This is a genomic window from Brevundimonas vesicularis (assembly GCF_032067225.1).
GTDB lineage: Bacteria > Pseudomonadota > Alphaproteobacteria > Caulobacterales > Caulobacteraceae > Brevundimonas > Brevundimonas vesicularis_F.
On record NZ_DAMBJX010000017.1, the window covers coordinates 45,448 to 56,132 of the forward strand.

Below are 10,685 nucleotides of genomic sequence, written 5' to 3' on the forward strand. Positions count from 1 at the left end.
GGGGTTGCCGTCGCGCAGCGTCAGGACTTCGCCGTGATAGTTCGTGGGGATGCCGCCCATGTTGTAGTGGACGGTCGGCAGGACCGGGATCGGCTCCTTGGTCACATCCACGCCGGCGAAGATCTTGGCGCTTTCGGAAATGCCCGGCAGGCGCTGGTGCAGGATCTTCGGATCCAGGTGATCCAGGTGCAGGAAGATGTGGTCCTTGTTCGGACCCACGCCGCGCCCTTCACGGATTTCGATGGTCATGGAGCGCGAGACCATGTCGCGCGGGGCCAGGTCCTTCACGGTCGGCGCATAGCGCTCCATGAAGCGCTCGCCTTCCGAGTTGGTCAGATAACCGCCCTCGCCGCGTGCACCCTCGGTGATCAGGCAGCCGGCGCCATAGATGCCGGTCGGGTGGAACTGCACGAACTCCATGTCCTGCAACGGCAGGCCGGCGCGCAGCACCATCGCATTGCCGTCGCCGGTGCAGGTGTGGGCCGAGGTGGCGCTGAAATAGGCGCGGCCGTATCCGCCGGTCGCCAGAACCACCATCTTGGCGCGGAACTGGTGAAGCTGACCGTTGTCCAGTTGCAGGGCCGTCACGCCGGTGCAGGCGCCGTCCTGCATGATCAGGTCGAGCGCGAAATATTCGACGAAGAACTTCACCTCGCGGCGCACCGACTGGCCGTACAGGGTGTGCAGGATGGCGTGGCCGGTGCGGTCGGCGGCGGCGCAGGTGCGCTGCACCGGGCCTTCGCCGAAGTTGCGGGTCATGCCGCCGAAGGCGCGCTGATAGATCTTGCCTTCTTCGGTGCGGCTGAAGGGCACGCCCCAGTGTTCCAGCTCATAGACGGCCTTGGGCGCGTTACGGACCAGATATTCAATCGAGTCCTGGTCGCCCAGCCAGTCCGACCCCTTGACGGTGTCGTACATGTGCCACTGCCAGCTGTCCTCGCCCATGTTGCCGAGCGAGGCGGAGATGCCGCCCTGGGCCGCGACGGTGTGCGAGCGGGTGGGGAAGACCTTGGTCACGCAGGCGACCTTCAGCCCCTGCTGGGCGGCGCCGAGCGCGGCGCGAAGGCCCGAGCCCCCGGCGCCGACGACGACGACGTCGTATTCGTGATCGATCAGTTCGTAAGCGGCCATCAGTTAATCAGGCTCCGAAACCAGCGGGCAGCGGCGCCGAACCCAGCGCCAGCCGCACGATGAAGAAGACGCTGGCGGCGGCCAGCACCAGGAAGACGACGTTCAGCAGCAGGACCAGAAGGCCGCGCGTTCCGACGCTGGGCACGTAATCTTCCAGAATGACTTTCCAAGCCAGGCTGACGTAGCCGAAGAAGATCACGGCGGTGATCGCCATCAGGGCGGCGTTCAGCGGATTGGCAAACCAGGCCATCGCCGCGTCATAGCCGGCGCCCGCTAGGGTGAAGCCGGTCGAGGCGACCCACAGGCCCAGCGGCAGCAGTGCCACCAGCAGGATGCGCTCGATCAGCCATTCGCCGGCGCCGTGACGCTCGGAGACCTTGACGTTGTTCTTGAACTTTGCGGCGCCGCTCACAGCGAAACCCTCCCGGTGGCGAACAGGACGACCCAGAACAGCACGGCCAACGGGATCGGCCCCCATACCGCTATGTTCGACAGGGCGGTCGCCGACTTCACCGTCAGCCCGTTGCCGGTGTCGTTATAGGTGTGACGCGCGCCGTTCAGGATGAAGGAGAACAGCACCACCGTCAGACCGAAGAAGACCAGCAGGCCCAGCGGCGATCCGGCCAGATCGAGCGCGCTCTGGAACGCCTCGGGCCCGAACGCCAGCGCACCCAGCCAGGCCAGGACGAACAGCACGCCGACCGTGGCGGCGATGATCGTCGCGCGGAACAGGATCGAGGCCGTCATGGTGACGTGCCAGCGCCACACGCCCATGTGGGGCGACAGCGGCGCGATATGTCCGTTCGGTTGAGTGACGAAGCGACCCGTCCGGTCGCTTGAGGCGCCACCCGGCGTCGGGTTGGGCTGGTTCATGCGAATGGTTCTCAAAAGCGAATGAATTCAATCGCCGTGTGCGGTTGCGAAGGCTTTTGTGACCCTGTGGGGCCGGTGTCAACGCACAGACCCCCAGATCGACGGATTGTGCGGTTTACGTCGGTTCCATCACGACGGATCACGTTTGCGTTCAGGGCCAGTTCGACGGCTAGGCGACGCGCCGGACGATTTGGCAGGGTGGGCTCATGTTGCTGCTCGCCCTGATGTCCGCCGTCGCCGTGGAGCCCGCCATTCAGACGACCGGTCTCCTGGACGCGACGCCGGAAACCTATCGCGCGCCGGACGTCCGCCCCTATCAGCCGCCGTCCCGTTTCGGGCGCGAAACGGCCGAGGGGGACGCCGCGACCGACCTGCATCGCCGTCCCCTGACGGCCCCGGTTGCGGTCGACGACTACGCCGGCGACTATGAGTTCAGCCCCTCCGACAGCCAGACCACCTACGACCAGGGCGTGGCCCAGGCCGCGATCGACGCCGAAACCGGAATGGGTCCGCTGGACGGGCGCTGGCGCATCGCCCAGCCGGACGGAAGACCCTTGCTGTCGCTGTCCCTGACCGACCGGGGCGAGGGCCGTCGGGTCGAAGGCGCCTGGCGACGTTTGGATGCGCCGGCCGGGGTCGACCAAATGGGCTTCGCAGGCCCGGTCTCGACCCAGGGCGAGGTCGTCATCATTCCCCTGTCGGAGGGCGAACTGCGTCTGCATGCGGCGGCGGACAGCTGGGCCGGAGAATGGGTTCAGGACGGCCGCGCCCGTCCCGTCACGGCGACCCGTTCAGGCTGATCTCGCCACCCCCGATCTCGCCAGCGTCTATCCGCCACCCTATATGTAGCGAATGACCCAGCCTCGTTCCGTTCTTCGCCTGCACCCCGCCCATCGCGACGACATCGGCGACCTGACCACCCGGCGTCCGGTGCCCGGCCCCGGCCTGGACCAGATCGATCCCTTCCTGTTTCTGAACCACCACGGGCCCCAGACCTATGCGCCGGGCAACGCCGGCCTGCCGTTCGGCCCGCACCCGCACCGGGGCTTCGAGACCGTCACCTTCATCCTGAACGGCGAGCTGGCCCACAACGATTCCGGCGGCGGCGAGAGCATCATCAAGGCGGGCGGCATCCAGTGGATGACCGCCGGCTCGGGCCTGATCCACGCCGAACTGTCCCCGACCGCCTTCAAGCGCGACGGCGGGCCGATGGAGATCTTGCAGCTGTGGGTCAACCTGCCGTCGCGGCTGAAGATGACCAAGCCGGACTATATCGGCCTGCAGAAGTCCGACATCCCGACCTTCACCACCGAGGCCGGCGTCACCGTCGAGCCGGTCTCCGGCGACTGGCTGGGAGTGAAGGCGCCGATCCAGTCCCTGATCGACATCCATCTGGCCGTCGTCCGCCTGCCCGCCGGCGCGACGTTCGAGACTCCCGTCGCCCGCGGCCGAAACGTCTTCCTCTATGGAGTCAAGGGCGAGATCGCCGTCGCCGGAACTCCCGTCCCGCAATGGAGCCTCGCCGCCCTGTCCGACGGCGACGCGGTCCAGATCACGGCCACCACCGACGCCGTCGTCCTCCTGGGCCACGCCAATCCCATCGACGAGCCGGTCTTCAGCCATGGCCCCTTCGTCATGAACACCCGCGACGAGATCATCCAGGCGATCCAGGATTACCAGTCCGGCAAGTTCGGCCCGCCGCCGAGGGTGTAAGATGATCCTTCCCCGCCCAGCGGGGGAGGGGGACCGCGAAGCGGTGGAGGGGGCGACCGCATCATCGATGTTGAAAGTCTCATTCAAGCACCGTGGGATTTTCGCCCCCTCCACCACGCTACGCGCGGTCCCCCTCCCCCTTTCCGCTACGCTCCTAGGGGGAGGATCTTATGCGCGCGCCTCTCCCCGCGCAGATGATGCGCTCCCCGCCAAAACCCTATATGACGCCGGTTCCTAGCGACCGCCCCAGCCGAAGACACGCCGAATGCCCAGCCTGAACGAGATCCGCGCCACCTACCTCGACTATTTCGCGGCGGACGGCCACGCCAAGGTCCATTCGGCCCCGCTGGTGCCGCAGAACGATCCGTCGCTGCTCTTCGTCAACGCCGGCATGGTGCCGTTCAAGGACTATTTCACCGGCGCCGCCAAGCCGCCCTATCCGCGCGCGACCAGCTCGCAGAAATGCGTGCGCGCCGGGGGCAAGCACAACGACCTGGACAACGTCGGCTATACCGCGCGCCACCTGACCTTCTTCGAGATGCTGGGCAACTTCTCCTTCGGCGACTATTTCAAGGAACACGCCATCGAGAAGGCGTGGAACCTGGTCACCCAGGACTTCGACCTGGACCCCAAACGCCTCTTGGTCACCGTCTATATCGATGACGACGAGGCCGCCGCGATCTGGAAGAAGGTCACCGGCTTCTCCGATGACAAGATCATCCGCATCGCCGGCTCGGACAACTTCTGGGCCATGGGCGACTCGGGCCCCTGCGGCCCCTGCACCGAGATCTTCTGGGACCACGGCGACAAGATCGCCGGCGGCCCTCCAGGCTCGCCGGACGAGGACGGCGACCGCTACGTCGAGATCTGGAACAACGTCTTCATGCAGTATGAGAAGGAGAACGATCAGATCGTTCGCAACCTTCCCAAGCCCAGCGTGGACACCGGCATGGGTCTGGAGCGGATGACCACCGTGCTCCAGGGCGTGCATTCGGTCTTCGAAACCGACCTGTTCAAGACGCTGATCGCCGCGTCCGAAGACGCCACCGCGACCAAGTCGGACGGCGACCAGGCCGCCAGCCATCGCGTCATCGCCGACCATCTGCGCTCCTCGTCCTTCCTGATCGCCGACGGCGTCACCCCGTCGAATGAAGGCCGGGGCTATGTGCTGCGCCGCATCATGCGCCGCGCCATGCGCCACGCCCACCTGCTGGGCGCCGCCGATCCCCTGATGCACCGTCTGGTCCCGACCCTGGTGGCCCAGATGGGCGACGCCTATCCCGAACTGGCCCGCGCCCAGCCCTTCATCGAGGACACGCTGAAGCAGGAAGAGGTCCGCTTCCGCACCACGCTCGGCCGCGGCATGGCCCTGTTCGACACGGCGGTTCAGGGCTTCCGTCCCGGCGACATGCTGGACGGCCAGACGGCCTTCACCCTGTCCGACACCTACGGCTTCCCGCTGGACCTGACCCAGGACGAGGCCCGTCGTCGCGGCTTCTCGGTCAACGTCGACGGCTTCGAGACCGCCATGGCCGAACAGCGCCAGCGTTCGCGCGAGAACTGGAAAGGCTCGGGCCAGACCGCCAACACCAACGAATGGCTGGCGATCCGCGACCGGATGGGGCCGACCGTCTTCACCGGCTATGACAATATCGAGGGCTCGGGCGAGGTCCTGGCCCTGATGAACGCCGGCGCGCCGGTCGAAACGGCCGAGGCCGGCGACATCGTCGAAGTGTTGTTCGACACCACCCCCTTCTATGCCGAAAGCGGCGGCCAGGCCGGCGATCACGGAACCCTGGAATGGCCGGGCGGAGAGGCCGAGGTCATCGACGTGCGTAAACACGCCGGCGACCTGCACGTCCTGGTGGCCCAGGTCACGGCCGGCAAGCTGGAGATCGGAACCCGCGCGGCCCAGCTGGTGGACGCCGAAAAGCGCCGCACCAGCCGCGCCAACCACTCCGCCGCCCACCTGCTGCATACGGCGCTGAAGAATGTGCTTGGCCCCGCAGTCGCCCAGAAGGGTCAGCTGGTCGACGCCGAGCGCGCCCGTTTTGACTTCAGCCACGGCGCCCCGCTCACCGAGGCCGAACTGTCGGCCATCGAGACCGAGGTCAATGCCGTCATCCGCCAGAACGTGCCGGCGGAAACCAAGCTGATGGCCCCGCAGGAGGCGATCGAGGCCGGCGCCATCGCCCTGTTCGGCGAGAAGTACGGCGACGAGGTCCGCGTCCTGACGCTGGGGCGCTCGCTCGTCAGCGACAACGCTCCCTATTCGGTCGAACTGTGCGGCGGCACCCACGTCGCCCGCACCGGCGACATCGCCCTGTTCAAGATCGTTCAGGAAACCGGCGTCGCCGCCGGCGTGCGCCGCATCGAGGCTCTGACCGGCGAAGCCGCGCGTCAGTATCTGCTGGCCCAGGCCAGCGTCGCCCGTTCGCTGGCCCAAAGCTTCAAGGTCCAGACTGCCGACGTCCCGGCCCGCGTCGACAGCCTGACCGCCTCGGTGAAGTCGCTGGAGAAACAGGTCGCCGAGCTGAAGAAGCAGCTGGCCCTAGGCGGCGGCTCGGGTGCGTCGTCTGCGCCTGAGGAGATCAACGGCGTCAAGCTGATGGCCCGCGTGCTCGACGGCGTGGACGGCAAGGGTCTGCGCGGCGTCGCCGAGGACTTCAGGAAACAGGTCGGCACCGGCGTCGTCGCCCTGATCGGCGTCACCGAGGGCAAGGCGGCGGTCACTGTCGCCGTGACCTCGGATCTGACTGATCGCGTCAACGCCGCCGACCTGGCCCGCGCCGCCGTCATCGCCATGGGCGGACAGGGCGCCGGCGGCAAACCCGACTTCGCCCAAGGCGGCGCCCCCGATGGGTCGAAGGCCGAAGACGGTCTGGCGGCGGTTCGTGCGGCGCTGGCCTAAATTACGATGCCCTTCTCCCATTGGGAGAAGGTGGCCCAGAGGGCCGGATGAGGGTCGGCCGGCGGACCATGTCGCACCAGCCGACCCTCACCCTTTCGCGCAAATACGATCGCTGCGCGCTCGTGCGCTCAAGCCCTCTCCCAAAGGGAGAGGGTAATCCATCGCAATTTCGAACCTTACAGCCTTGCTATTCAACGGCTTAGCCGGCCGCAGCGTCCGCTTCCTGAGCATGCCGCAGGGACGGCCTATACTCTGCGCTCACCACAGAGGAGGCCGCGCACCCAAGGCAAAGCGCACCAATTGCACTCAAATTCTGATCGGCGCCCCGCCGTCCAATCAGACGAATTAGACACTTTAGACGGTGTTTTTGTCCCCGACCGTCTCAACCCATCGGGTCGGGCGTCAGGTCCACCCCGGCCAGCTTCCAGGTGAAGGGCGTCCGGCGTTCCATGATCAGCACCAGCGCGTCGTCCGGCCGATCGTCGCGCGTCAGGGTGACGGCGAAGGTGTTGAGGCCGCGATAGGCCCAGGACTGGCGGATCTTGTCCTTGTCGACGGCCGGCGTGTCGTCGGCGGGCACGGGCCGCTCCGGCTCGGGCGTCTCGCCAGAGCGGACCATGGCGGCGATGCCTTGCGGCGTGACGAAGTTGTCGACCGCCCCCTCGACCAGCGACGGGGCCAGCAGCATGCCCAGCGCCGCCAGGCCGGTGTCCCCCTTGGTCCGATTGCGGATTTCCAAGGCCGCGCGCGCGTTCAGCTCGCTCTTCAGGCTGGTGCGGAACGCCGGGAAGTCCACCTGCCGCTCCAGCCCTGCCGCATCCCCTGTCCGCGCGGCCCGCACCAGCGCCTGGGCGGCGATGAAGGGCGAGACGAACAGGGCGACGACCACGCCGATGACGACGGCGATCAGGATTCCGGTGATGATCTTGCGGCTCATGTCGTCTCCTTGGAACGCCAACGCAGGCTGGGCGGCGTCGGTTGCCGGGTTTATCGCGGGGTGACGGTGACGGCGGGCTCCGCCGGGGCCGTTCCGTCGGGCAGGCCGATGTGAACCAGCTTCCACTCGAACGGCCCGCGCCGCTCGAAGGTGAACAGGGTGCGCGACCCGCCCTGATCCGTCACCGCCATGCGCGCCCGGTTGACGCTCCAGTAGGCGGGGCTGGGCCAGGGCTTGCGGCTGCGCTCCGAGGCCGGCGCCACGCCCGCCGAGGTGCGCTGGCTGGCGTATCGGCCCTCGCCCTTCAGCAAGGCGCTGAGGGCGGCGGGCGTCAGATAGGCGTCCACGTCCGGCTGGCGCAGGATCGGGTTCTGCTCGATCTGACGCCGGAAGGCGCCGATGGGGTCTTCCAGGAAGGACGGCGCGGGCGCCATCGCCTCGGGCCGTCCCGCCAGCTGCGGCCGCAACGATTGGCGCACGGCGTTGAAGTCGATCAGTCGCGCTAGCCCTGCCACATCATTCGCCTCGGCCGCCGACCGAATGGCGAAGAAGGCCACCGCGGGCGCCGCGAAGAAGGACAGCGCGGCCACGACCACCGCCGCCAGCACCAGGTTTCCGAACAACCGCTTCACGAACGCATCCTCATTACCGCCGATCATGCACGCCCCGGCCGATCACACAACGAAAAGCCCCGCCGGATCGCTCCGACGGGGCTGGTATTCTTGCGTTCCTCCCCAGCGCAGCGGGGGAGGAACGTCGTCCTCAGCCCACGTCGGGCAGAGCGGTCTTCAGGTTCTCGGCCACCTTGTCGAGGAAGCCCTCGGTGGTCAGCCAGCCCTGTTGGTCGCCGACCAGCAGCGCCAGGTCCTTGGTCATGAAGCCTGCCTCGACCGTGTCCACGACCACCTTCTCCAGGGTGTCGGCGAACTGGTCCAGGGCGGCGTTGCCGTCCAGCTTGGCGCGGTGCTTGAAGCCGCGCGTCCAGGCGAAGATCGAGGCGATCGAGTTGGTCGAGGTGGCCTCGCCCTTCTGATGCTGGCGATAGTGGCGGGTCACGGTGCCGTGGGCGGCTTCCGTCTCCAGCACCTTGCCATCCGGCGTCATCAGGACCGAGGTCATCAGGCCCAACGAGCCGAAGCCCTGCGCCACCACGTCCGACTGCACGTCGCCGTCGTAGTTCTTGCACGCCCAGACGAAGCCGCCCGACCACTTCATCGCGGCCGCGACCATGTCGTCGATCAGGCGGTGCTCATAGGTCAGGCCGCGTGCCTTGAACTCGGCGGCGTAGTGTTCGTCGAACACTTCCTGGAACAGGTCCTTGAAGCGGCCATCATAGGCTTTGAGGATCGTGTTCTTGGTCGACAGATAGACCGGATAGTTGCGCTGCAGGCCATAGGCGAAGCTGGCGTGTGCGAACTCGCGGATCGAGGCGTCCTGGTTGTACATGGCCATGGCCACGCCGGCGCCCGGGGCCTTGTAGACCTCGTGCTCGATGACTTCGCCGTCCTCGCCGACGAACTTGATCGTCAGGGTGCCGGGACCGGGCATCAGGAAGTCGGTGGCCTTGTACTGGTCGCCGAAGGCGTGACGGCCGACGACGATCGGCTGGGTCCAGCCCGGAACCAGGCGCGGCACGTTCGAGCAGATGATCGGCTCGCGGAAGACCACGCCGCCCAGGATGTTGCGGATGGTGCCGTTCGGCGACTTCCACATCTTCTTCAGGCCGAACTCCTGCACGCGGGCTTCGTCCGGGGTGATGGTGGCGCACTTCACGCCGACGCCGTGCTTCTGGATCGCGTGGGCCGCGTCGATCGTCACCTGGTCGTCTGTGGCGTCGCGGTGCTCCATGCCCAGGTCGTAGTAGTCCAGCTCGAGATCCAGGAACGGGAAGACCAGCTTGTCCTTGATCATCTGCCAGATGATGCGGGTCATTTCGTCGCCGTCGATGTCGACGATGGGGTTTTCGACCTTGATCTTGGCCATGCGTGCGGTCCGCCTGTGACTGTGGGGAAGGGAATGTCGTGGCGGCGGTATAGCGAGGCCGCGCGCCCGCGCAAACCCCGCCGCCCGTCGTCGCCGCCCGGAATAACGCAGATCGGTCCTGAACCCTTTGCCGCCCCCGGACTTCTCTTGAGCCCAGCAACAGAGACGGACGGCAGGATGACGGAGGAAGAGCGCCAGCTGGTGGATCGCTGGATCGTCACCTTCTGCGAGGCGCCGCCCGTGATCGATGCGGAACTGATGCGCAGGCTGATCGCTGAACAGGAAGCGACACAGAAGGAAGCACAGTCATGTCAGAAAAGACGTTCAAGGCCGGCGACAAGGTGAAGTGGGACCACAGCCAGGGCACAACGACCGGCAAGGTGGTCAAGAAGGTCACCTCGGAGACCAAGATCAAGGGCCACAAGGTTGCGGCCTCCAAGGACAATCCGGAGTATATCGTCGAGAGCGCCAAGACCGGTGCACGCGCGGCGCACAAGCCGTCGGAGTTGAAGAAGGCATGACCCCGAACGGCCTGTGGCGCGGCGTCGCCCTTTCGGCCCTTGCCCTGTCTGCGCTGTCCATCGCCGGATGCGGAGACAAGGATGCGGGCAAGACGCCTGCCGCGACCCAGGCCGCCCGTCAGGCTGCGCCGGCCGCCGCTGCGCCGGTGCTGCAGATCCGCCCTGAAACCAAGACCTTCCGGGACTGGAGCGCCACCTGCGGCAACGACGGGACATGCTGGGCCTTCGGCTTTGCGCCAGAGTTCGCCGCCGGTTGGGTCCGTATCACCCTGGCGCCGGGCCCTGACGCCCAGCCGCAGATCCTCTTCGGCTATTGGCCCGACGGCGAGGCCAAGGACGCCGGCTCCCTCAGCCTGACCATCGACGGCCGCGCCTATCCGGCCGTGCTCGGCGTGGCGAGCGACGCCGAGGCGCCCGTCGGTGAAATCCGCAACGGCGCCCGCGCCGCTCTCGACGCCCTGGCCCAAGGCAAGGTCATGATCATTCGCGGCGCCTCGACACAGGAGGTGTCGCTGCACGGCGCCGCCGCCGCCCTGTTGTGGATCGACGAGAAGCAGGGACGTCTGGATACGCCAACTGCCCTGATCCGACGCGGCGACCGTCCGGCCGCCCTTGT

12 protein-coding genes are annotated in these 10,685 nt (G+C 67.1%); 6 read left to right on the forward strand and 6 right to left on the reverse strand.

The window, feature by feature from the left end:
- The 3 genes from RT123_RS06280 to sdhC form a co-directional block, all read right to left on the reverse strand.
- Positions 1-1,131 (reverse strand): FAD-dependent oxidoreductase (locus tag RT123_RS06280; RefSeq protein WP_313008386.1); only part of this gene is annotated, 1,131 nt, incomplete at its 3' end.
- 7 nt (positions 1,132-1,138) lie between these two features.
- The gene (gene sdhD / locus RT123_RS06285; RefSeq protein ID WP_091751999.1) at positions 1,139-1,543 is read right to left on the reverse strand and encodes a succinate dehydrogenase, hydrophobic membrane anchor protein; all 405 of its coding nucleotides are present in this window, start codon (positions 1,541-1,543) and stop codon (positions 1,139-1,141) included.
- On the reverse strand, positions 1,540-2,004 hold the full coding sequence (gene sdhC / locus RT123_RS06290) for a succinate dehydrogenase, cytochrome b556 subunit (RefSeq protein WP_017506653.1): 465 nt from the start codon (positions 2,002-2,004) through the stop codon (positions 1,540-1,542). The genes sdhD and sdhC overlap by 4 nt, the downstream gene beginning before the upstream one ends.
- A 206-nt stretch (positions 2,005-2,210) precedes the next feature.
- Between sdhC and RT123_RS06295 the strand changes: the two genes are divergently transcribed.
- The 3 genes from RT123_RS06295 to alaS all read left to right on the forward strand — a co-directional run bounded on the left by RT123_RS06295 (position 2,211) and on the right by alaS (position 6,628).
- Complete coding sequence (locus tag RT123_RS06295) at positions 2,211-2,804, forward strand: hypothetical protein (protein ID WP_313008388.1); 594 nt, start codon at positions 2,211-2,213, stop codon at positions 2,802-2,804.
- Positions 2,805-2,856: 52 nt separating this feature from the next.
- The gene (locus tag RT123_RS06300; protein WP_313008389.1) at positions 2,857-3,717 is read left to right on the forward strand and encodes a pirin family protein; all 861 of its coding nucleotides are present in this window, start codon (positions 2,857-2,859) and stop codon (positions 3,715-3,717) included.
- Positions 3,718-3,982: 265 nt separating this feature from the next.
- The gene (gene alaS / locus RT123_RS06305; protein WP_313008390.1) at positions 3,983-6,628 is read left to right on the forward strand and encodes an alanine--tRNA ligase; all 2,646 of its coding nucleotides are present in this window, start codon (positions 3,983-3,985) and stop codon (positions 6,626-6,628) included.
- Between the two features lie 382 nt (positions 6,629-7,010).
- On the opposite strand, the gene RT123_RS06310 is transcribed toward alaS, so the two are convergent.
- From RT123_RS06310 to RT123_RS06320, 3 genes are all read right to left on the reverse strand, one after another.
- Complete coding sequence (locus tag RT123_RS06310; protein WP_055755122.1) at positions 7,011-7,565, reverse strand: DUF2939 domain-containing protein; 555 nt, start codon at positions 7,563-7,565, stop codon at positions 7,011-7,013.
- 50 nt (positions 7,566-7,615) lie between these two features.
- Complete coding sequence (locus RT123_RS06315) at positions 7,616-8,197, reverse strand: DUF2939 domain-containing protein (protein WP_313008391.1); 582 nt, start codon at positions 8,195-8,197, stop codon at positions 7,616-7,618.
- A 130-nt stretch (positions 8,198-8,327) separates the two neighbouring features.
- Positions 8,328-9,548 (reverse strand): NADP-dependent isocitrate dehydrogenase, encoded by a 1,221-nt coding sequence (locus RT123_RS06320; protein WP_039246750.1) that lies wholly within the window; start codon positions 9,546-9,548, stop codon positions 8,328-8,330.
- A gap of 177 nt (positions 9,549-9,725) precedes the next feature.
- Between RT123_RS06320 and RT123_RS06325 the strand changes: the two genes are divergently transcribed.
- The 3 genes from RT123_RS06325 to RT123_RS06335 form a co-directional block, all read left to right on the forward strand.
- Positions 9,726-9,893, forward strand: coding sequence for a hypothetical protein (locus RT123_RS06325; protein WP_265150635.1), 168 nt, complete (start codon positions 9,726-9,728; stop codon positions 9,891-9,893).
- Complete coding sequence (locus RT123_RS06330; RefSeq protein ID WP_017506660.1) at positions 9,857-10,069, forward strand: DUF2945 domain-containing protein; 213 nt, start codon at positions 9,857-9,859, stop codon at positions 10,067-10,069. The genes RT123_RS06325 and RT123_RS06330 overlap by 37 nt, the downstream gene beginning before the upstream one ends.
- Positions 10,066-10,685 (forward strand): DUF1176 domain-containing protein (locus RT123_RS06335; protein ID WP_313008392.1); only part of this gene is annotated, 620 nt, incomplete at its 3' end. The genes RT123_RS06330 and RT123_RS06335, both read left to right, overlap by 4 nt.

Bases quoted from the DNA above. Each gene is read 5' to 3' on its own strand.
- RT123_RS06300 (WP_313008389.1), top strand. From the start codon at position 2,857: ATGACCCAGCCTCGTTCCGTTCTTCGCCTGCACCCCGCCCATCGCGAC.
- RT123_RS06310 (WP_055755122.1), bottom strand. From the start codon at position 7,565: ATGAGCCGCAAGATCATCACCGGAATCCTGATCGCCGTCGTCATCGGC.
- RT123_RS06325 (WP_265150635.1), top strand. From the start codon at position 9,726: ATGACGGAGGAAGAGCGCCAGCTGGTGGATCGCTGGATCGTCACCTTC.
- RT123_RS06330 (WP_017506660.1), top strand. From the start codon at position 9,857: ATGTCAGAAAAGACGTTCAAGGCCGGCGACAAGGTGAAGTGGGACCAC.
- RT123_RS06320 (WP_039246750.1), bottom strand. From the start codon at position 9,548: ATGGCCAAGATCAAGGTCGAAAACCCCATCGTCGACATCGACGGCGAC.
- alaS (WP_313008390.1), top strand. From the start codon at position 3,983: ATGCCCAGCCTGAACGAGATCCGCGCCACCTACCTCGACTATTTCGCG.
- sdhC (WP_017506653.1), bottom strand. From the start codon at position 2,004: ATGAACCAGCCCAACCCGACGCCGGGTGGCGCCTCAAGCGACCGGACG.
- RT123_RS06295 (WP_313008388.1), top strand. From the start codon at position 2,211: ATGTTGCTGCTCGCCCTGATGTCCGCCGTCGCCGTGGAGCCCGCCATT.